The following is a 17,770-nucleotide window of genomic DNA, read 5'->3' as shown; positions in this document are numbered from 1 at the left end:
ATAAGTGGCGCGCATATTCAATCATCGCTTTCCGCGAACTCTTCCGAATATCGAACAATGAGCCGCCGCTTTTCCAAGTAATCGTCCGTGCCTCGCACTTCAGCCTGCTGCTCAGGCGTCAAGAAGACGGTAAAAAACAGGGTGTGTTCTAGGTTTTCATCGTCCGTTTCAGAAAGCGGTATTCGATTCCGTTTACGCTCACTCACGCGCGATTCGTAGTCAAGTTCATCGGACATAGACATTGCCTCTTTTTCGCAACTGTGTTTGCCGCTAATAGCTGCCTAAAGCATACCAAAAGACAACGGAATGCAACTCATCGCAATCAACGCTGACAGTTAACCGCTCTTACCGCAAAGCCTGTCTGGCTTCGCCGTAACAGCCTCTCCAACGGCTCTGAGTTGGAGTATTGATTCATTATCAGCCTGTCGGCTGAACACCTATGGAGATCAAGATGATCTTAGGACTCACGGGCGCGGCCGGCTCCGGAAAGGACACGGTCGCCAATTATCTGGTGAGCGCACACGGATTCAAACGCCATGCGTTCGCAGACCTGTTATACGAAGAGGTTTCGGCGGCGTTCGATGTGCCGTTCAAGGTCCTCGCAAGGCGAGATACCAAGGAGCGACCGATGGACGCGCTGAAACTAAGTCGCTGCCATAAGGCGGACTTCACGGCGTACCTCGTGGCTAAAGATGGGCCGAAATTGGACGCTGTCTTTTCGCCGCGCTATATCCTCCAGCGATGGGGAGATTTCCGCCGGGCGAAGGAGCCGGATTATTTCGTTGAGCCGGTTATTCCAGACATCCGTGCCGAGCCACAGATGAATCATGTCGTATCAGACATGAGATTCCCGAATGAACACGCTGCGCTCATGTCGCTGAATGCGTTTTTTTAGCGTATTGAACGGACGGGCATTTCTTCAGTATCTGCGCATATTTCAGAAACTGCTCTGGCCGAAGCGCTTGTAGACAAAATCGTCCCCAACCACGGAACGATTCACGATCTGCAGTGCGTCGTCGACCGGATGTTGCTCGATTCGGAGGTGGCGTAATGAGTGTTATCGAAATAATCATCAATTACCTGGAAGCCAACGGCTTCGACGGCTTGTACTCCCCTGGCGAGTGCGCCTGCAAATTGGGAGATATCGCGCCCTGCGGCCAAGTTCTTGAAGACTGCGAGGCCGGTTATCTGAAGCCTTGTCCGCCAGAGTGCGGCGATCACGATTTCCACATTGGGCCGAAAGACCCTTCTCTTTCCTGACGCATCCGTCGCTTCGGCTTCGGTCACTGAACACTTGCCCACACGGGCAACAAGGAGGACGCATGAAAGTCCATGTATTCAATGTCGCCATCTCGCTGATCTCGCCGTCACGGTTGGCCGGCGAGAACGACATCAAGCGCATCCTGGGGATTGACCATATCCCGCAGGCCATGAAACCGCTGCTGCGTCAGTCTGTGCTGCCGCAGGAAGCCATCAACCCCCTGGCGAAACAACGCGGCCGCGCGCGTTCGCTGCTGATGCAGCATGCGACCCGTTCGGAGTTCTTTGGTTGGGTCATCAACCCGGGCCGGCAGGATGAACTGCTGCGCGAACTCGAAACCATCAAGGCCGAGTTCTACGCCGAGAAGCAGCTTCTGCTCGACCACTACGATCAAGTCTGTGAGCAACATCTGGCTGCATTGCGAGAATCGTGCGACGCCGAAGGCTTCGAACATACCGATGCCTTTATCAGCGTGGTCAGCGCTGCGCAGCCTTCGAAGGACTACCTGGACGAGCAGCTGAGGTTCGAGTATCTGAATCCCAAGACCATCGAACTGGTGCCTTCTGAAGAAGGGATTGTCCGCGAGGGCGTACTGGGTAGCGCGTTGCACGAAGTGGCGCAGCGCGCAGCGCAGGCGATGGGATCGCAGACGCCGAAAGCCAAGCTTTCCGCGCTCGATGAAATCGCGCGCAAGGTCGAGGGGTTGGGCTACATCGCGCCGCCGCTTCGTCTCATTGCGCAGGAACTCAAGCAAATACTGGCCAGCGTGCCTCGCGGCATCCGCAACGCGGATTACAGCCCGCTGCACGCGCTTGCGCTCAGTCAGATGCTGCTTCGCCTGAGCGAAGAAAGCGACTTCGCGCGCGCGCTGAAGAATGGGCAAAAGCTGTTTGATGTCACGCTGCCGTCTGATCTGTTATCCGCCGGGACTGAAACCGGAACGGAAACCGTGACGGCGGAAGATCTTGAGGTCGAAACCCAAGCAGAAGCAGAATGCGAAGCTGATGCCGATGGAGAAATCGAGAGCGAGACAGCTGTCATCTGGTAAATTCCGTCTGCTACAGCCACGTGTGAGAATATCAATGGAACACGTTAGCCGGTACCCGGGTTGATCGTTGTGACCCTTCTTGTGGTGGCTTTCGGCATCGTCGTGTGGTGGAACGAGCACGATTCCGACCATCGCAAGGACACACATCACAAATAATTCGCCGGTTTTCGGCACACATGGAGGGCGCTTTGGCGCCCTTCATGCTTTTCGGGTGAAATAATCGCCTGCCTTAAAGCACATTCGACTTTAATTTTCCATAAATCAGCCCGCGTTCGTCTCAACCGGGTCCTTCCTGCTCTGCCTCCTGTTGTCCCTATCCCATACAGGCCGTTCCCTGTATCGGTTTGGGATTTCAACCACGAGCGCCGGCGTTATCCGGCGCGCACACCGTAAGGAGAATCGCCCATGAACAAGGCGAAGAATCTTGCTCGCTCGTTACCGGCCGTGTGTCGGGCGCTGACCGGGCAAAAAGGCATCAAGCTTGTTTTCAGGGGTCCACCACGGACCGACGGGAACACAATCTATTCGAACCCGTTGCCGTTGGACGCCGATGAACGCCAGACCCGCATCATCACGGGAGATATCGACCACGAATGCGGGCATGTGCTTTATACGGATTTCTCTGCAGCCGAAAAGCAGCTGGGGAGTGTCGACCCCAAGCGTCGGCAGTTCGTACACAACCTGCACAATGCCATCGAGGACACCTTCATCGAACGACGCCTGGGCGAGGAATACCTGGGTTGCCGTGAAAACCTGAAACTTTCGGTGGAATACATGGCGCAAGATGAAAAAGCGCCGTCCAGCACCCTCGCACCGGGTCCCGCGTTGACGCACTACGTGGACACCTGGGGCAGGATGCACGTGCTAGGGCACGACGTGGAGAAGCTTCACGCACCTCTGATCAAGCCCGTCGAAGAAGCCCTGGGCGAAAACGGAAGGGTGCGTCTTAACGCCCTGTTGTCGCAGCATCTTTATTCGGTCGATTCGACCGAAGCCGGTTTCAAACTGACGCGAAAAATCGAGAAACTACTCGAGGAAATCGCTGACGAAGCCGATGAAGAACAGCAGCAGCAAGACCAACAACATCAGGGCGCTCAAGGCAATCAAGCCGGAAACGACAATGGAAGCGGCGCCTCCAACGACGCTACTGAAAACGATTCCGGCGCACCTGCATCGGGAGGACAGCCGTCTGGCGACGATTCTGGTCAGAACGCGCCGAACGCTGGTGACGAAAAAGCGCAGACGGGCGGCCACGGCGCGGGCGGCGGAGAAGCCATCCGGGCAATGATGAATGACAACCCGGAAGTCAAATCGTTGCTCGATCGGTCGAAAGCGGCCGAGCAGGCCATCAATGAGGCGACGGCGGAAGCCGAAGGCGGCTTCACGGCCGGCGAGTCGCTACATGATGGTTTTGGCGGCAAGAATGCCGATGCCTATCATCAGCTGGAAGAGACCGTGTGGGGCGAAACCCGCGAACTGCAGCGGCGCATCGTCGCCGAATATCAGTCGATGACTCGTCGCCGTCAAATGGTTAGTGAGGAAGGCCGCCTGGATAGTCGGCGTCTTCATCGAGCCCTGATGGGCGATCGGCGCATCTATCGTCACAAGGTCAAGCGGCCGTTGCCATACCCCGCGGTTTCCGTGGTGCTGGATTGTTCCGGGTCCATGGCTGGACAGGAAATCCTGCTGGCGAAGCAGGCGTTGATCGTGCTGGCGGAAGTCAACGAGATCATCAACGTCAAAACCGAACTGCTGGCATTTGCAGGCAGTTCCGTTCACATCCTCAAGCACTTCGAGCAGCCCCTGCAAACCGCCCACGCCATCATTGGCGGCGTCGCCGCCAGCGGCGGCACGCCGACGGCGGAAGCCTTGTGGCATGCCGGGTTGAGGCTGGCAGCCAGACGCGAGGAGCGCAAGCTCCTGATGATCGCAACCGATGGGATGCCGAACAATCTACCGGCGGCCCAGGCAGTTGCGCAGCGTGTGGTGAATTCCGGCATCGAACTCTATGGGCTGGGTATCGGCGCGGATGCGGTCCAGCAGTTCTGCCCGCGTTATTCCGTGCTGTCCAATCCCACGCAGATCGCAGAAGCGGTGCTGTCCGCCTTGCGTTCGCGCCTGATGGCGGCTGCATAACGTCTTTTCCTTACCCCGGCTTCGGCCGGGGATCTTTCCAGAGCGCATTCGCGCTGCGAAAAGATTGATACCGCTCCGGCGCGGTCATCGCCGGATAACTCAATAAAGCAAAATTCGGATAAAACTCATGCAAAACGGTTGAGGAATTACTGATGAAACGCAGGAACCCGGTCGCCAAGCAAGTCCGTACGCCACGGTTTCGGCCGCGAGTGGTTCAGGACAAGAAGAAGCAGAGAAATCGCAAGGCCTGCAGAGGCCGGTAAACCAAGCAGGCCCGGATATCCCGGACCTGTCTCCTTGCAGACGGATGATCGCAGACGGTTTGACACCGCCTCCCATTTTCACGTCTCCGCGGCGTTATCGCGGAACACAGGGAGAAAATACATGCAGAAACTGCATTACTGGGGCACGGCGATCCTCATGTGGGTCGCGTCGGTGCTGCTGCAACTGATGGCGCTGATCGGTCTCGTTCATGTGGCCATCGATCTGGCCATCCCCCGAGCAATCCGCTCGACATTCGTTCGATGGTCACTGACGTTCTGACCTCGCTTGCCTTGATTGAACTCGCCTGGATGAGTGCGACCTGGGCGATGGAGCATGCCTTGCGCCTGGCGTTTCTGCTGGACGTGTGCCTGATTTTCATCGCGCGAGAAATCATCGACAAGACCTACACGGGCCATGTCACCCCCATGGGTGCCGGCGTCCTCATCGGCGTCTTCCTGGCGCTCCTTGGTGGGCGCTGGTTGACCGGGAAAATTTACAGGCTGACTTGAGCCGACATCATCAACCCCAGCGGGGCACAGTCCCGCTGGGCTGTGTCTCCGCGTTCAGGAGACTTTTATGATCGACAATCAGTTTTATCCAACGCCGCCGGATTTGGCGGACCGCGCGTGGGCATTGTTTCGCAATCGACGGTTCGAGCGCGTGCTGGAGCCGGAAGCAGGAAGCGGAGCTTTGCTCGAAAGGATGCCGAATAAATACGAGTATCGTCGGAACTTCGACTGTCTCGAGATCGACATGCGGCATCATCCAAGATTGCGCGAACTCGGCGCGACCGTGCTGGGTTTGGACTTCCTGTCTTACGACAAGGGCGCCCAGTATTCTCACATCATCATGAACCCGCCCTTTGCCGAAGGCGTCAAGCATGTTTTGCATGCCTGGGACATTCTTTGGCATGGAGAGATTGTAGCGATTCTCAATGCTGAAACGATACGCAATCCGTTTAGCCAGGAGCGTCAGCATCTGCTCAATCTCATTGAAGATCACGGCAGCGTGGAGTTCATTGAAGGCGCTTTCACGAATGCCGAACGCAAAACCGATGTCGACATCGCCTTGGTGCACCTTGAAAAGAAGGCGGACAGCCGGGATTTACTGGGAACATTGCTGGCCGATCTCAGCAAAGACAGCGGAGCGGCGGATGGCATCGAGATCGATTGTCATCAGGATTTGGCGATTCCGAACTCAAACATCGAAAACGCAGTGCTCGCATTCAATGCGGCCTGGGTGGCCACGCAGGAACTGGTGCGCGCGGAAGCCCGCGCCGAGTATTACCAGAATCTGCTCGGTCCCACGTTCGAGCAGATCGTCGGCGAGCAGGGCGATGTAAGAGATCATCGTTCAGCCGAGTGGGTCAGGGATGCGCTGCATGATCGATATCAGAAACTGAAGAACTCGGCCTGGGCCAACATTCTTCGGATGACTGAGATCAACTCGCGGCTGACAGCCGGTATGAAGGCTGAATTCGCTCGACGCTTCGAAGAAATCAAAGATTTGGACTTTACCGTGGCCAATGTTCGCGGTTTTCTCTCTGGTCTTGTCGAAAATCAGGGGGGATCCAGGTTGAAATGCTGTGCGATATCTTTGACGAGATCACAAAGTATCACACGGGAAATCGCGTGCATTATCGCGGATGGAAGTCCAACGACAAGCATCGCACTTGCGGTATGCGCATCAAGGGCACGCGTTTTGTGCTGCCTTATTTCAAGCCGAATTATTCCGGCAAAGCCCTGGATTGGGAGGCCAAAAACAAGCTGGAGGATTTCGACAAGGCCTTTGCGCTACTGGACGGCAATCCACAGGCAAAACATTTCGGGCTGGTGGATCTTTTTAATTCGCAGTACGCAGAACTCGCGGCCGGCAACAGGCTTTCGTGCGATTTCTTCGACATTCGCTATTACCCTGGGACGGGCACCATTCATTTCTTCCCCGGTAACAGGAAGCATATCGACCGACTGAACATGATTGTCGGAAGACATCGGCAATGGCTGCCGCCGGAAGATGAACGCGTCGACAAGTCATTCTGGCTGCAGTACGAAAACGCCGAGAAGTTCGACAAGGAAGTTTGCCGTCGGGCTAAAGCGCATCCTGGGAACAGGACGTTCTGGAATGGCTTGATTCGCGAGGTGTCTCGTACGGCCGATTCTGAAAACCAGGCTAAAGCTAACGCATTGCTCGATGAGATCCTGAAAGATATCCAGAAAGAAAAGGGTATCGATATCGACACGGTCATCGAGCACGAAAAACGGGATTTGCCCGCATTACTCAGCAGTCAGTAATATAGGCAACACTTGGATGCCTGAAGAACGAGCGGATCAGATTCGGCTGTGCGGCCATGTTGGCGAGTTGAAACTGGATGCGATCTTCCAGACGTTCTCCGGCACGCAACGGCCGGCGGGCATTGCCCGTGCGCTTGGCGTGGCTCCAGACCAGCTCGTCGGGATTGAGTTCGGGGGCATAGCCGGGCAGGAAGTGCAACGTCAACTTGCCCTTTGACTTGGCGACATACGTTTTGACGGCGTGGGTCTTGTGCGCAGGCAGATTATCGAGGATCAGATGCAGCGGCTTGCGTCGGCCGCGCATCAGGCGCTGTAGGAAGGTCACGAACAGGTCGCCGTTCAAGCCGCCCTTGTAAGTCGCGAACCAGAACGCCCCCTTGGCACTGACCGCCGAGGCGGCACTGATCCCTTGACGCTGTCCGGGCACCGAGACGACCGGCGTGTGTCCTTTGGCGCCCCATGTCTTGCCATGCACCGAGTCGGCACGAAAACCTGACTCGTCCCAAAAATAGATATCGGCCTTGTCCCGCTTGGCTTGGCGGGCAATCGCCGGATAGGTTTCCCGTTGCCAGCGCTCGATCGCGTCAGGGTCCCTCTGATACGCACGCTGGAGTGGCTTTTGCGCAGTCAAGCCGACCCGCGCCAGCAACGCGCCCACTGAGGCCAAGCTCAGCGAAACGCCCAATCGCTGTGCGATCAGTTCGCGCACGATCTGGCGTGTCCATAAACCGAAGTCGAAGCCATACTGCCGCGGGTTCTTGCCGTTGACCCACCGGAACACTTGCCGTCCTTGGGCATCGGTCAACTTCCGGCGCCGCCCGGGGGCCCGCCGCAACTGCAGGGCCTGCTTGCCTTGGCCGCGCCCGCGCGCCTTCAGCCGTACCTTGTACGCCCAAGTCCGGTGCATCCCGAACGACGCCGAGACCGCTGCCGGCGATTCGCCTTCCGCCATCCGCTCCAGCGCCATGAAGCGCATCGCTTCCAGCGTCTCGCGGGTCAATGTCCGTCCATCGTTCTTCATACCCAATTATGATCGAAGTCGACGCCATTTGTTCCCTAATCTACTGACTTATGAGTAACTCATCGGCAGAACGATCTGTTCGCTGCCTGAAACATCACCCGAGCGCCTTGCGCGCTCGGGCCTTTCCAAAGACGCCGTCCGGCGATTTCGGAATGGATTTCACGTCCCGCCGCAGACTCTCGCGGCCTTCTCTCTCGCGCTTCGTCGCGGGAAAACATTCAGCAATCTAATTCGCGCGACCGCAAGGCCGCGCATTCAAGAGGATGACTGTCATGTATCCATTCCCAGAGAACACCAATCAGGCATCTATGATTTGGAACGACATTCAAAACGAACGTCGAGAATCCGAACCCGAACGGCTCATACTCATGGCCGTGATTACAGAAGCGCTCGACGAAGGTTTGTTTTACACAACGGATGTTTTCAGCTATGTCGAGAAACGGATGGGTGAGACTTTCGCCTACCCGAACGACCCGGAACTGAAAAGCGTCGAAAACGGCATCAGAGGCATGGAGGTCTATTACGCCAGGCGTTGCGTCGAACAGTGGCGCGCAGACACCAGAAACGAGGTTGCAGCCGCCACGTTGAACGTCAGGGTGGGTCAGAAATATCGCAATCTGCAACTTGGAAGCCAGCGTTTCAGCAGCGGCGTCATAACAGCGAGATTCCCCAAAGGTCAGGTAAAGCTGCTGCTCACAAAGCGTGGTTCAAAACATCGTTACGAAGCCACCGTGGGCGCGGCCAGCCTCATGGATCAACGCGCATGAACAGGAGAGACAAAAGCCTGCTGGAACGCCTTCGCGTTGCCAGGAAACGTTTGCTCAAGCTAGAACATAGAAAGGCCACACCGGCCTACGTCAAGGCCCGCACGCGGTTGCGCGCGCTAGAGCGGACCTATAGTCATCGAAGCAAAACAAAGCAAAGTTGAACACGCCTGCGCCCCTTATCGGGGCGCGTTTTCAGGGTTGCCTCCGCCCTGAAAACGTTTACAGGCGAATGCCGGCGCTTACCGGCATCCAATATTCATTTTGGAGGCACACAGTGAATCGTGAATTCTGGCAGGAATTTTATGCGCTAATCGAAAACGCAACCGAAGAATCCCTTTTGTCACACAGGGAATATCTGGTCTCTCTCTATGCAAAACTCAAAAGTTCGGATTTGCGGCCTGAAATCAAGAGGGCTATACGCTTGATCGATGAAGAAATGTTAGCCAGGGTCGAGTCTATGGCTGCTCGCCGCGTTGAACGCTAACAAGGGTTGCCTTTTTCGATAGGCGGCGATCGATGTTGAGCATTTCACGTTCAGCATCAGCACGATCTTTTTGTGAAGCGCGTCGTAAGCTTTCAAGCAGGCACTCGCCGAGCCGTTTTACGGCTTGGTCTCGATGGCCCTTTATCAGTTCGAGATCTGGCATGTGATACATCTCATATTTCATGTTGCTTGAAGCATAGCGCATAAAAGGATAGATGCAATATACGCCTGCGCCCCTTATCGGGGCGCGTTTTCAGGGTTGCCTCCGCCCCGAAAACGTTTACAGGCGAATGCCGGCGCTTACCGGCATAAAATCTCGTTGGAGGCAAGATGGAAAATCCAAACACAAACTGCCTTGAAGGCATGCAGTGCCAGAACTGCGGAAGCTTCTGGCCTTTTCATATCGCGACCAACGTTATGTGCGTAGTGCATGACGATGGCAGCGAAACATTCGGTGATCACAACTGGACGGATGTGTCCAGCTGTAAGTGTCCTCGATGTGGGTATGAAGCGACTGTCGCCGAATTCAGTGACGAGACATATGCGGTACTGTCCCCCGAAAAGAAAATGCGTCGGTTTGTCGAATCCATTGCAGACTTGCCGCTGTGGGAATGGGACTGCGATCAGGGGAGACCGACAGCCGAATGCGAAGGACCGGATGGCGGCTATATCGAGTCTCACCAGGCGTTGATGAATTACATCGAAGCCGCTCGGCTTCTGCTCAAGGAGATCGGCGATGTGTGATGGATGCAAGCAATGCAAGAACATTCGTGTAATGCCGGACATTCCGGAAGACATCGTACTCAGTCTCGAGACATTGCATGAAGGACTGGAACCGGGGTCGCCGGAGGCGGCCGCAATCGATGCACTGGAATCCATGGTACTGGCGCAACAGCGCGCTGGATTCGATATCGATTCTCAGGCCTATCGTGAGGCACTGGCGACAACGCTGGATGCGTTGGCAAACAACCTGCCAGACGAGACACTGCCGGCCGGCGTGGTGCCTATGGTCGATGCTTCGACCGCGCACCTCTCGCCTTCCGATATCAAGCTCTTGGACGACATGGCCGCGCGTAACCAAGCCGGATTTCCCAGGACTGTTTCGCACGAATATGGCTGGACGCTGTTTCTGCCGGAACTGCTTGACGACGAAGATTTCGTTTACCTGGACCCCGCGCTCGGCGCAAGCGATGAACTGTCCGGTCTGATTCGTTACGCCATGTCCAACGGCGCGTACATTCTCAACCTGGATGCGGATGCAGAACCGATTCCGGATATCCAGTGTTGTGAAGAAGATTCCTGTTCGACGCATACGATCAATTAAGCCTTTCTGAAAAAACCAATCCATATCCTCATGGGCGCCTTTGGCGCCCATGTTTTTTTGACGAAAAAATGCGGCAAAAAAACACTCCAACGGCCGCCGGACCGCATGCCGGCCATGACATGATCGATTAACAGAACAGGAGAGATCCAATGACGAAGTACGTTGTTTCGTATTCACTCGACTACGCTCACGAAGTGCATGTGGGCATCGAGGCCGAAAACGAAGAAAAAGCCCTTGAGAAAGCTGCGAACGCTTTCGACGAAGGCACGATATGGGACGATACGCCTGAAATGCCGTTGCTCTACGACGAATTCGATGAGGTCGAGGGCTCATCCCTGGAATTCAATATCGAATCCGCTGTCGAGGCTTTTCCGAAACCGGACGCATCGGTGATTCAGATGAGGCGGGAAAATTTCGCACGAAAGGCGTGCGAAGATCTCGTTGAAGCTTTCAAGCCGGAAAATCCATCCGATGGGTTCTCGCCTGATCTTCTTTTTGAAGCATACCAAAAAGCCCGCCTGGCAATAGGACTTGAACGATGAAAACGCAAAAGGAGATTTTCTGGGAAGCGCACAAGCGTATCGCAGAAGCCGACCGGCACGTGATGGAACTGGCCCGGCATCCAACCAACCCGCTAACCAATAGCGACCTCGAAACATTGGTCAATCGCTATCCCGAACGATGGGGGAGGTACCGCGGGCTCATCGGCAAATTGCCTAACTGAGGATCGAGATATGAATCTTCTGGAAGAGACCTGCACCAAAAGCCGCCATTCGGCTGTCTTTCTGGTTAACGACCTGGTGGATATGCAGAAAGCTGCCGTTCCATCAGACTTACTCATTCCTGATCAAACAGGAACAAAGCTGACTTCCTGCTTCGTCGAGGCGGGTTTCACTCCGGTCTTGCGACCGGAGCCAGTGCCCGCCTCTCCACAGGCTGATGCGGTGGAACTCACCGCCAGGTTCTTCAAGTTGATCGCGGCATTCACGTCACGGTCGTGGACTGTGCCGCATTCTGGACATGTCCACTGACGCACCGACAATGCAAGGTCATCCAGCGTGTATTTACAGACGGGAGTTGAACACATCTTGCTGCTCGGGAAAAAACGATCCGCCACCACGACCACGCCACCTCGCATCGCCGCCTTGTACTCCAGTTGCCGCCTGAACTCAAAGAAACCCATGTCTGCGATTGAACGGGACAGACGGCGGTTCTTTATCATGCCGCGCACGTTCAAATCCTCGATACCGATGGTATGGAACCGGCGCGTGAGGTCGGACGTGAGCTTGTGTAGGGCGTCATTGCGGATATTTGCAATGCGGGCGTGCAGTCGGGCCAGTTTAGCTTTGGCCTTGTGCCGGTTCGCTGATCCCTTCTGTTTACGGCTCAGACTACGCGAGAGCCGTTGCAGCCGGGCCAGCAGCGCCCTGTGTGGCTTCGGGCCGTTGATGGTTTCTCCCGTCGAGAGCGTCGCGAGTGCCGAGACGCCCAAATCCACGCCCACCGCGCCTTGGTTTTCGGCTTTGGGTAGGTGTGAAGCGTCGGGTACATCCACGGCAATGCTGACGAACCACCTGTCGGCCAGCCGGGAGATTGTGGCCGACAGGATCTTGCCCGCAAAGCGCAACGGCTCGCGCATGCGCACCCAACCGATATAGGGGATGCGTATGCGACAGTCGTCGATGGCGAACTGGTCGTTGGTGAGCGTGAAACGGTCGTGTACGCCTTTCCTGCGAAACTGCGGATAACGGGCGCGACCGGCAAAGAAATTCTGGAACGCTTGTCCCAACTGGATGATGGCCATCTGTGGGGCGTTCTTGGTGACTTCGAGCATCCACGGAAATTGCTCGCGCTTGATGGCGTTTAATTGTCGGCGCAGCGCCGCTTGCGATGGCCTGGACAGGCTGTTGTCGGCTTTCCATGCCGCGTACTGGCGCTGCCATTCGGCCAGCGCCCAGTTGTAGGCAAAGCGGGCCGTGCCTGCTGCGCGGGCAAAGTAGGTCGCCTGCGCGTTGTTCGGGTCAAGCGCGATTTTGTGGGCGAGGATCATGTCTGCGCCTCGTCAACGGCCTTCTTCACGCCATCGAGCAGCTTTTGGTTCTTGCGTGAGCGGCTGCCATACAGTCGTGCCGAGAACACAGTGATGATTTCCAACACGTCCTTGGCCAAGTCTTCCTCGAAGGTCGTATCCTCGCCCTGGTTGAGTATCACCACTTCAACGCCTGTGGCCTCGCAGATGGCGAACACCAGTTCCGCGCCGAAGCGCAGCAGCCGATCTTTGTGGCTGATGACCAGTCGCCCGACATTCCCGGCAAGAATGGCATTGAGCAGGCGCTTCAAGCCCTTCTTGTGATAGTTCATGCCGGAACCCAGATCGGCAATGACCTCGAACGTCCAGCCTTGGCGGGCGCAGTACAGTTCCAGCACCTGCTTTTGGCGTTCCAGATCGTCTTTCTGGTCGTGGCTTGAAACGCGGGCATAGGCGATGGTTCGACGTGGCGCATCATCCGCACGAAACTGCTCAGGACGCAGCCGCGCAAGGTCATAGCGCCTGCGTCCGCCCGGTGTGCGTTCATCGGGCAAAAGTTTGCCTTCGCGTTCCCATCGCCGCAGCGTTTGAGGCACGACGCCCAGGAACTCGGCGGCTTCGCGAATACTGACCATCTTACTAGACATGTTCAAATTGTATATGAACGCGCAATATCGAGCAAGTAATTGCTTAACTGCTCAAGCCCCGGCAGCTTACAAGATCGACGTGCAGGCACTGATCGACCGGGCCAACGACCTGGTTTATGGTCTGCAGGCGCTGAGCGACAAACTCAATGCCGATCACGTCACCGGAGGCTCGACATGAGTTATCGCAAAGTCTATTGGCACCATGGCGGCTATCATAGCCACTGGCTGGGCCATGCGATCGGCTCAGCCATGATCCACGGTGTTATTTACGCGGCCATTTTCAAACTGATGCACGGCATCACACCCCTAGGGGCTGTGGCCGCCGCCATTGTCGTTATCGTTTTGGCTTGGGCCGTTTGGTCCGCCATCGGCGACTAGTTCATCCAGCGCGCTCCGACCAGTTCGGGGCGCGCTTTTTTTTGGGTATCCAAATTATCTGGTTGAGACTGGATACCAGTTGCCAAGGCTTTTCAGCCAAAAACTTCACGGAGTACATCAGGCCGCTGCCTGGCAATTTGAATTAGAGATACAGCAGCTCGACTTGGCTGCCTACGACCCTGCTCCCAATCTTGGAGAGTACGGACAGACACACCTAAAAGCTCAGCAAACTGAGACTGCGGCAAGCCAGATTTGCGGCGAGCCTCCACGACCGGGGATAATTCCACTGTGCGAACAGTACCTACCTCCCCGGCCTTGATGCTCTTAACTGCATCTAAGGTTTCCTGCCAAACGTCTCGCTTGAGATCACGCTCAATCAGTTCCTTTTCACTCTTGTCCATCGATCAACTCCTGCCGCAATCCTCGGAGAATATGTGCTGGTGCATTCTCCTGACGAGACTTGGCGTAGATGGTTAGCAGCCAAATCAGGCTTTCGCCAGTTTGACAGAAGTAAATAACCCTCACGCCACCACGCTTGCCTTGACCGGCCCGTGACCAACGAACCTTCCGCACACCTCCTGAACCTGGAACTACATCTCCAGCTTCAGGATTCTCGGCCAACCAAGCTGCAAATTCACCACGCTCTTCTTCAGTCCAGTAGTCCGGCCACAGCCGGGTAAAAATTGGAGATTCGATGAGCGTGAACATAACGAATAATATACGGCATTGCCGTAGGATTGGCAACCACGCTTACCCGGCATCTAGTTAGAGATACGGAAGTGATGTGCCGGTGAGGCTTTCAACCAGATAATTCGGATACTTTTTTGGGGGTCAGAAAAGTTTCCTGCTCTGTCTCGCCGGCAGATTTGACGAGCGCGGCCCTTTGAGCGATACTTGTATCGCATTTGAGCGGAAAGCGAGACCATGCCGATTTCAATCCGACTCCCCAGCGATGTTGAAGCCAGGCTTAACGAGTTGGCGGCGCGCACGGGACGCAGCAAGACATTCTACGCCACCGAAGCGATCATCGATCACCTTGATGATCTCGAAGACGTATACCTCGCCGAGCAACGTCTTGTAGACCTGCGCGCAGGCAAGTCGGACGCTGTTTCGCTTGATGATCTGATGGCGCGGTATGGTCTGGACGGTTAAGTTCGAGCGATCGGCCGAGCGCGAACTATCCAAACTCGATCCGCAGATCGCGCGCCGCATTCTCGTTTTCTTGCATGACCGCCTGGCGCAGCTGGATGACCCGCGAAGCATTGGCGAAGCGCTGAAAGGGGCCAAGCTGGGCGCATTCTGGAAATACCGGGTTGGCGACTATCGCGTTATCGCCAGCATCGAGGACGCCGAACTTTGCGTTCTCGTTCTGAGAATTGGAAACAGGCGGCACGTATACCGTTGAGCCGCGCGAGGCTGCCGGGCGCATAGAGCGCGCAAAAAACCCGAATGTTCGCGCTATTTAGGGTTATTTGGGTTACTACGCGGTGGTTTGCCCATGGATCATGGGATCTTCCACAAGGAGATCTCGCCATGCACAACCTCATTCGATCGATTCACAAGACCCTCTACCGCACGGCTGCCGGCACGCTGACGGGCGCGGCGCTGTTGTCCATGCTGGCGCTGCCGGTGGCGTCCTACGCGGCGCCGCCGGCGTTCCACGACGGGATCGACTACTTCGGCCAGTGCCAGGTGACCAACACGGAGCAGCGCATGGACGACTCGACGCCGATCTACAACCAGTGGGGCGCGGTCGCCCACCATGTCGACAATACCCTGCAGGGCAAGCACAGCCTCAAGGCGATGGACGCCGGCATCGCCTACGTCGACAACCTGACCGGGGCGATTCTGCTCAAGGTGCCCGAGAAGGACCTCAATGGCCGCATCGACTTCGAGTCCATGGGTGCGGCGCCGGTGGTCATGGCCTTCTACGACCCGCAGACCTCCGTGGGCCGGATCTGGATCGACCGGGCCATCCGGGTCAACGGTCAGGTGCTGGTCGAACAGATGCCGTTCGCGCCGGAGGACGGCATCATCCTGTCCTACGGCTACGACAAGAACAACCCGTTCTGGCAGTTCGTGCCGGGCAATGCCGGCAACCCGACGGTGAGCGACCCCTACGCCTTCGTGAATGCCGGCGTGAACGGTTTCTACGCGGCGGTGGGCATGGTGCTGCGCAAATTCAGCGCGCAGCGCGGGCTGATCGCGACCATGGACGTGACGCCGCACGTGAGCACGCAGTCGTCGGGCAACTTGTTTGTCAAGCACACCAAGGAGACGGTGACCTACGACGCGAAGCCGATCTGGACGCTGGTGCTGCCGTCTGGCGAGGTGCCGGGCGGGTTCACCACCGGCTACAAGCTGCCGCTGTGCAATCCGGTGAGCGGTACGCCGATGACCGCCGGTTCGCTGTCGCAAGCGAAGCAGCAAGCGCAGCTGTGGTCGGACACGACGACCGAGGGCGGGGTGTCCTCGATGACCTACAAGGGCCAGGACTGGGCGGCGCTGACGATCCCGGCGGGGGTCGAGTACATCCACCAGGGCGCCGACCCGATCGGGCTGGATACCAGTTCCTGGCCGGTGTATCAGTACAGCCAGTCGCAGAGCGGATTTTCGCTGTTTACGATGGCCGTCTTTGCCGTCGCCCTGGGCGCAGTGACGGGAGGATTGGCGGCGTATGCGTTGACTTCTGGGGTAGCTGGCAGTGGGGCCGTATTGGCCACAACCCAGGCCATGACCGCTGCGGGCCTTTCGGCTGATTTTGCCGGTGGCGCGCTCGCGGGGGCGGGTTTCTCGGCCGCTGCCTCGCTGCTGTACGACACCGGGTTCCTGGGGATCGCCGGTACGCCGAATGCGGGCGCGGCCTATGGCGTCAAGTCGCAGTGGGGCTCCCTAGCGGGCAACGGCAACAGCAAGACCGGAAGCGCCGCGGTCTCGCAGTACAATCTCGCGGCCTACATCGCGGCGCTGGACTCGGCCAACGTCACGGCGGGCACCTCGACCACGGCGCAGGCGAGCAACCCGAACGTCTCGGGCGGTTCGAACGGCGTCATCGGCGCGCTGACCAACGCGACCACGAGCGACCAGCTGACCGCGCCCGGATCGCTCGGCAGTCAGGCGCGCACGACGCTGAAAGGCGCCGACAACGTGACGCCCGACACGCCCGACAGCATCACCCGGCAGTACACCAACGGGCAGTCGAGTTCGATCTACGGCGCACTGCCGCCTGCGCCGTAAGGGGCTGGTTGCTTCCACAAAAAGGGCCGGGGTGCTCCCGGCCCTTTGCGTTCCTTCCCTGGAAAGTTACTTCCCGGCGATCCTCGCCTTGCAGATCGCCGCCAGCTGCGCGGCCGACTTGCCCGTGATCTGCTCGTACTCCTTGACCGTCATCGGATAGGGCAGGGTAACGATGTGGTGGGTGAATCCGCCTTTGTCGCCGAAATATCCGCCAACCGAATCCGACCCGAAAAAATCCAGGTTGCTGTAGAAACTCTTACCGTGCTGCACACCTTTCAGCCCACCCGTAATCGCTGCAGCCATGGCCGGCATGATCCGTTGTTGCCGCGTCCAATAGGGACCTGTGTTGAACCAACCGGCACCGCCCACCCCGTAAATATGCATGATCACCGGAAACCCCGCGAAGGTGAGGGTTCCGACAAGGCCGGAGGGGCCAAGCCCCTGAGCGATGTTGTCCTTGAACGCTCGATAAGTAATCTCGAAGTTCACCGGCACGGCGGGGCCTTTGCCCTGAGTCAGCCCGGCGCGCTGGAAGGCGAGTTCGAGGTTGTACTTCATCATCTTCGCGTACATCGGGTCGGGCAGGCAGTGGTAGACGGTTTCGTGTACCGGGCGGGCGTCGGGGGCGACGGTGACTTTGCCGACGGTGAAGGCGCGGCCCTTGAGGAAGGCGGTCTTGGCGGCCGGGGGCGGGTTGTTGAGGGTGACGCCGTGGTTGAAGGCGCAGCCGCCGAGGGCGAGCAGGCCGAGCAGGGCGGCGGCGAGGGCGAGCGGGCGGATCATGGTGTTCTCTCCTGTGTATCGTGTTCTTGGACAGGGTTAGGATCGCACGGGAGAGGGGGAATGCAAGCTCAGGTCGTATCGCCGGAAAGCTTCGCGCTGA

The 17,770-nt window shown here is 57.3% G+C and carries 26 protein-coding genes and 1 pseudogene; 19 read left to right on the top strand and 8 right to left on the bottom strand.

Annotation, left to right across the window (positions count from 1 at the left end; genetic code table 11):
* Positions 1–17: 17 nt before the first annotated feature.
* Positions 18–236 carry a hypothetical protein gene (locus tag BI364_RS10080; protein WP_070078625.1) on the bottom strand — a complete coding sequence of 73 codons (219 nt, stop codon included), beginning with the start codon at positions 234–236 and terminating at the stop codon, positions 18–20.
* Between the two features lie 203 nt (positions 237–439).
* Between BI364_RS10080 and BI364_RS10075 the strand changes: the two genes are divergently transcribed.
* The 9 genes and pseudogenes from BI364_RS10075 (at position 440) to BI364_RS18680 (ending at position 7,000) form a co-directional block, all read left to right on the top strand.
* Entirely contained in the window at positions 440–895 is a 456-nt protein-coding gene (locus tag BI364_RS10075) for a nucleoside/nucleotide kinase family protein (protein ID WP_070078624.1), read from the top strand.
* 155 nt (positions 896–1,050) lie between these two features.
* Positions 1,051–1,260: a hypothetical protein gene (locus BI364_RS17910; RefSeq protein WP_156782706.1), complete on the top strand. Its 210-nt coding sequence runs from the start codon at positions 1,051–1,053 to the stop codon at positions 1,258–1,260.
* A gap of 62 nt (positions 1,261–1,322) precedes the next feature.
* Positions 1,323–2,309 carry a DUF3150 domain-containing protein gene (locus tag BI364_RS10065; protein ID WP_070078622.1) on the top strand — a complete coding sequence of 329 codons (987 nt, stop codon included), beginning with the start codon at positions 1,323–1,325 and terminating at the stop codon, positions 2,307–2,309.
* A 405-nt stretch (positions 2,310–2,714) separates the two neighbouring features.
* Positions 2,715–4,445 (top strand): cobaltochelatase CobT-related protein, encoded by a 1,731-nt coding sequence (locus BI364_RS10060; RefSeq protein ID WP_070078621.1) that lies wholly within the window; start codon positions 2,715–2,717, stop codon positions 4,443–4,445.
* Positions 4,446–4,597: 152 nt separating this feature from the next.
* The gene (locus tag BI364_RS19305) at positions 4,598–4,708 is read left to right on the top strand and encodes a DUF7230 family protein (RefSeq protein WP_456049106.1); all 111 of its coding nucleotides are present in this window, start codon (positions 4,598–4,600) and stop codon (positions 4,706–4,708) included.
* Positions 4,709–4,829: 121 nt separating this feature from the next.
* Positions 4,830–4,988 carry a hypothetical protein gene (locus BI364_RS17905; RefSeq protein WP_156782705.1) on the top strand — a complete coding sequence of 53 codons (159 nt, stop codon included), beginning with the start codon at positions 4,830–4,832 and terminating at the stop codon, positions 4,986–4,988.
* Positions 4,970–5,218: a phosphate-starvation-inducible PsiE family protein gene (locus BI364_RS10055; RefSeq protein ID WP_070078620.1), complete on the top strand. Its 249-nt coding sequence runs from the start codon at positions 4,970–4,972 to the stop codon at positions 5,216–5,218. The genes BI364_RS17905 and BI364_RS10055 overlap by 19 nt, the downstream gene beginning before the upstream one ends.
* Before the next feature lie 67 nt (positions 5,219–5,285).
* Positions 5,286–6,646 (top strand): annotated as a pseudogene (locus BI364_RS18990) (DUF4942 domain-containing protein); the annotation flags it as partial.
* Between the two features lie 36 nt (positions 6,647–6,682).
* Positions 6,683–7,000: a hypothetical protein gene (locus BI364_RS18680; protein WP_233279651.1), complete on the top strand. Its 318-nt coding sequence runs from the start codon at positions 6,683–6,685 to the stop codon at positions 6,998–7,000.
* Here the strand turns inward: BI364_RS18680 and BI364_RS10045 are convergent.
* Complete coding sequence (locus BI364_RS10045) at positions 6,987–8,021, bottom strand: IS630 family transposase (protein ID WP_070078619.1); 1,035 nt, start codon at positions 8,019–8,021, stop codon at positions 6,987–6,989. The two genes, BI364_RS18680 and BI364_RS10045, sit on opposite strands and share 14 nt — an antisense overlap.
* Before the next feature lie 272 nt (positions 8,022–8,293).
* Between BI364_RS10045 and BI364_RS10040 the strand changes: the two genes are divergently transcribed.
* Positions 8,294–8,788: a hypothetical protein gene (locus tag BI364_RS10040; RefSeq protein ID WP_070078618.1), complete on the top strand. Its 495-nt coding sequence runs from the start codon at positions 8,294–8,296 to the stop codon at positions 8,786–8,788.
* Positions 8,789–9,243: 455 nt separating this feature from the next.
* Here BI364_RS10040 and BI364_RS10035 read toward each other — a convergent pair whose 3' ends face one another.
* The gene (locus BI364_RS10035; RefSeq protein WP_156782704.1) at positions 9,244–9,435 is read right to left on the bottom strand and encodes a hypothetical protein; all 192 of its coding nucleotides are present in this window, start codon (positions 9,433–9,435) and stop codon (positions 9,244–9,246) included.
* Positions 9,436–9,602: 167 nt separating this feature from the next.
* Between BI364_RS10035 and BI364_RS10030 the strand changes: the two genes are divergently transcribed.
* From BI364_RS10030 to BI364_RS10015, 4 genes are all read left to right on the top strand, one after another.
* On the top strand, positions 9,603–10,016 hold the full coding sequence (locus BI364_RS10030) for a hypothetical protein (RefSeq protein ID WP_156782703.1): 414 nt from the start codon (positions 9,603–9,605) through the stop codon (positions 10,014–10,016).
* Positions 10,009–10,596, top strand: coding sequence for a DUF5983 family protein (locus BI364_RS10025; RefSeq protein ID WP_156782702.1), 588 nt, complete (start codon positions 10,009–10,011; stop codon positions 10,594–10,596). Before BI364_RS10030 ends, BI364_RS10025 begins: the two co-directional genes overlap by 8 nt.
* 149 nt (positions 10,597–10,745) lie before the next feature.
* Complete coding sequence (locus tag BI364_RS10020; RefSeq protein WP_070078614.1) at positions 10,746–11,138, top strand: hypothetical protein; 393 nt, start codon at positions 10,746–10,748, stop codon at positions 11,136–11,138.
* Positions 11,135–11,320, top strand: coding sequence for a hypothetical protein (locus BI364_RS10015; protein WP_070078613.1), 186 nt, complete (start codon positions 11,135–11,137; stop codon positions 11,318–11,320). The genes BI364_RS10020 and BI364_RS10015 overlap by 4 nt, the downstream gene beginning before the upstream one ends.
* A gap of 123 nt (positions 11,321–11,443) precedes the next feature.
* Here BI364_RS10015 and BI364_RS10010 read toward each other — a convergent pair whose 3' ends face one another.
* Both BI364_RS10010 and BI364_RS10005 read right to left on the bottom strand, forming a co-directional pair.
* On the bottom strand, positions 11,444–12,646 hold the full coding sequence (locus BI364_RS10010) for an RNA-guided endonuclease InsQ/TnpB family protein (protein WP_070078612.1): 1,203 nt from the start codon (positions 12,644–12,646) through the stop codon (positions 11,444–11,446).
* A complete protein-coding gene (locus BI364_RS10005; RefSeq protein WP_070078611.1) occupies positions 12,643–13,272 on the bottom strand; it encodes an IS607 family transposase in 630 nt (209 codons plus the stop codon). The genes BI364_RS10010 and BI364_RS10005 overlap by 4 nt, the downstream gene beginning before the upstream one ends.
* Here BI364_RS10005 and BI364_RS10000 point away from each other — a divergent pair.
* On the top strand, positions 13,271–13,450 hold the full coding sequence (locus tag BI364_RS10000) for a hypothetical protein (protein ID WP_070078610.1): 180 nt from the start codon (positions 13,271–13,273) through the stop codon (positions 13,448–13,450). The two genes, BI364_RS10005 and BI364_RS10000, sit on opposite strands and share 2 nt — an antisense overlap.
* The gene (locus tag BI364_RS09995; RefSeq protein ID WP_070078609.1) at positions 13,447–13,650 is read left to right on the top strand and encodes a hypothetical protein; all 204 of its coding nucleotides are present in this window, start codon (positions 13,447–13,449) and stop codon (positions 13,648–13,650) included. Before BI364_RS10000 ends, BI364_RS09995 begins: the two co-directional genes overlap by 4 nt.
* A gap of 92 nt (positions 13,651–13,742) precedes the next feature.
* Here BI364_RS09995 and BI364_RS09990 read toward each other — a convergent pair whose 3' ends face one another.
* Positions 13,743–14,051 (bottom strand): helix-turn-helix domain-containing protein, encoded by a 309-nt coding sequence (locus BI364_RS09990; RefSeq protein WP_070078608.1) that lies wholly within the window; start codon positions 14,049–14,051, stop codon positions 13,743–13,745.
* A complete protein-coding gene (locus BI364_RS17425) occupies positions 14,038–14,358 on the bottom strand; it encodes a type II toxin-antitoxin system RelE/ParE family toxin (RefSeq protein ID WP_083251298.1) in 321 nt (106 codons plus the stop codon). Before BI364_RS17425 ends, BI364_RS09990 begins: the two co-directional genes overlap by 14 nt.
* Positions 14,359–14,574: 216 nt before the next feature.
* On the opposite strand from BI364_RS17425, the gene relB reads away from it, so the two are divergent.
* From relB to BI364_RS09975, 3 genes are all read left to right on the top strand, one after another.
* Positions 14,575–14,802 carry a type II toxin-antitoxin system RelB family antitoxin gene (gene relB / locus BI364_RS09985; protein WP_070078607.1) on the top strand — a complete coding sequence of 76 codons (228 nt, stop codon included), beginning with the start codon at positions 14,575–14,577 and terminating at the stop codon, positions 14,800–14,802.
* On the top strand, positions 14,786–15,055 hold the full coding sequence (locus tag BI364_RS09980; protein ID WP_070078606.1) for a type II toxin-antitoxin system RelE family toxin: 270 nt from the start codon (positions 14,786–14,788) through the stop codon (positions 15,053–15,055). Before relB ends, BI364_RS09980 begins: the two co-directional genes overlap by 17 nt.
* Before the next feature lie 128 nt (positions 15,056–15,183).
* On the top strand, positions 15,184–16,887 hold the full coding sequence (locus tag BI364_RS09975) for a hypothetical protein (RefSeq protein WP_070078605.1): 1,704 nt from the start codon (positions 15,184–15,186) through the stop codon (positions 16,885–16,887).
* A 66-nt stretch (positions 16,888–16,953) separates the two neighbouring features.
* Here BI364_RS09975 and BI364_RS09970 read toward each other — a convergent pair whose 3' ends face one another.
* The gene (locus tag BI364_RS09970) at positions 16,954–17,670 is read right to left on the bottom strand and encodes a hypothetical protein (protein WP_070078604.1); all 717 of its coding nucleotides are present in this window, start codon (positions 17,668–17,670) and stop codon (positions 16,954–16,956) included.
* Between the last annotated feature and the right edge of the window lie 100 nt (positions 17,671–17,770).

Origin of the sequence: Acidihalobacter yilgarnensis (assembly GCF_001753245.1) — a bacterium.
In the GTDB taxonomy this organism is placed as follows: Bacteria; Pseudomonadota; Gammaproteobacteria; order DSM-5130; family Acidihalobacteraceae; genus Acidihalobacter; species Acidihalobacter yilgarnensis.
This window is presented reverse-complemented; position numbering and strand designations above follow the sequence as displayed.

Coding starts and splice junctions, on each gene's coding strand:
- BI364_RS10080 (WP_070078625.1), bottom strand. CDS start 236: ATGTCCGATGAACTTGACTACGAATCGCGCGTGAGTGAGCGTAAACGG.
- BI364_RS10075 (WP_070078624.1), top strand. CDS start 440: ATGGAGATCAAGATGATCTTAGGACTCACGGGCGCGGCCGGCTCCGGA.
- BI364_RS17910 (WP_156782706.1), top strand. CDS start 1,051: ATGAGTGTTATCGAAATAATCATCAATTACCTGGAAGCCAACGGCTTC.
- BI364_RS10065 (WP_070078622.1), top strand. CDS start 1,323: ATGAAAGTCCATGTATTCAATGTCGCCATCTCGCTGATCTCGCCGTCA.
- BI364_RS10060 (WP_070078621.1), top strand. CDS start 2,715: ATGAACAAGGCGAAGAATCTTGCTCGCTCGTTACCGGCCGTGTGTCGG.
- BI364_RS19305 (WP_456049106.1), top strand. CDS start 4,598: ATGAAACGCAGGAACCCGGTCGCCAAGCAAGTCCGTACGCCACGGTTT.
- BI364_RS17905 (WP_156782705.1), top strand. CDS start 4,830: ATGCAGAAACTGCATTACTGGGGCACGGCGATCCTCATGTGGGTCGCG.
- BI364_RS10055 (WP_070078620.1), top strand. CDS start 4,970: ATGGTCACTGACGTTCTGACCTCGCTTGCCTTGATTGAACTCGCCTGG.
- BI364_RS18680 (WP_233279651.1), top strand. CDS start 6,683: ATGATTGTCGGAAGACATCGGCAATGGCTGCCGCCGGAAGATGAACGC.
- BI364_RS10045 (WP_070078619.1), bottom strand. CDS start 8,021: ATGAAGAACGATGGACGGACATTGACCCGCGAGACGCTGGAAGCGATG.
- BI364_RS10040 (WP_070078618.1), top strand. CDS start 8,294: ATGTATCCATTCCCAGAGAACACCAATCAGGCATCTATGATTTGGAAC.
- BI364_RS10035 (WP_156782704.1), bottom strand. CDS start 9,435: ATGCCAGATCTCGAACTGATAAAGGGCCATCGAGACCAAGCCGTAAAA.
- BI364_RS10030 (WP_156782703.1), top strand. CDS start 9,603: ATGGAAAATCCAAACACAAACTGCCTTGAAGGCATGCAGTGCCAGAAC.
- BI364_RS10025 (WP_156782702.1), top strand. CDS start 10,009: ATGTGTGATGGATGCAAGCAATGCAAGAACATTCGTGTAATGCCGGAC.
- BI364_RS10020 (WP_070078614.1), top strand. CDS start 10,746: ATGACGAAGTACGTTGTTTCGTATTCACTCGACTACGCTCACGAAGTG.
- BI364_RS10015 (WP_070078613.1), top strand. CDS start 11,135: ATGAAAACGCAAAAGGAGATTTTCTGGGAAGCGCACAAGCGTATCGCA.
- BI364_RS10010 (WP_070078612.1), bottom strand. CDS start 12,646: ATGATCCTCGCCCACAAAATCGCGCTTGACCCGAACAACGCGCAGGCG.
- BI364_RS10000 (WP_070078610.1), top strand. CDS start 13,271: ATGTTCAAATTGTATATGAACGCGCAATATCGAGCAAGTAATTGCTTA.
- BI364_RS10005 (WP_070078611.1), bottom strand. CDS start 13,272: ATGTCTAGTAAGATGGTCAGTATTCGCGAAGCCGCCGAGTTCCTGGGC.
- BI364_RS09995 (WP_070078609.1), top strand. CDS start 13,447: ATGAGTTATCGCAAAGTCTATTGGCACCATGGCGGCTATCATAGCCAC.
- BI364_RS09990 (WP_070078608.1), bottom strand. CDS start 14,051: ATGGACAAGAGTGAAAAGGAACTGATTGAGCGTGATCTCAAGCGAGAC.
- BI364_RS17425 (WP_083251298.1), bottom strand. CDS start 14,358: ATGTTCACGCTCATCGAATCTCCAATTTTTACCCGGCTGTGGCCGGAC.
- relB (WP_070078607.1), top strand. CDS start 14,575: ATGCCGATTTCAATCCGACTCCCCAGCGATGTTGAAGCCAGGCTTAAC.
- BI364_RS09980 (WP_070078606.1), top strand. CDS start 14,786: ATGGTCTGGACGGTTAAGTTCGAGCGATCGGCCGAGCGCGAACTATCC.
- BI364_RS09975 (WP_070078605.1), top strand. CDS start 15,184: ATGCACAACCTCATTCGATCGATTCACAAGACCCTCTACCGCACGGCT.
- BI364_RS09970 (WP_070078604.1), bottom strand. CDS start 17,670: ATGATCCGCCCGCTCGCCCTCGCCGCCGCCCTGCTCGGCCTGCTCGCC.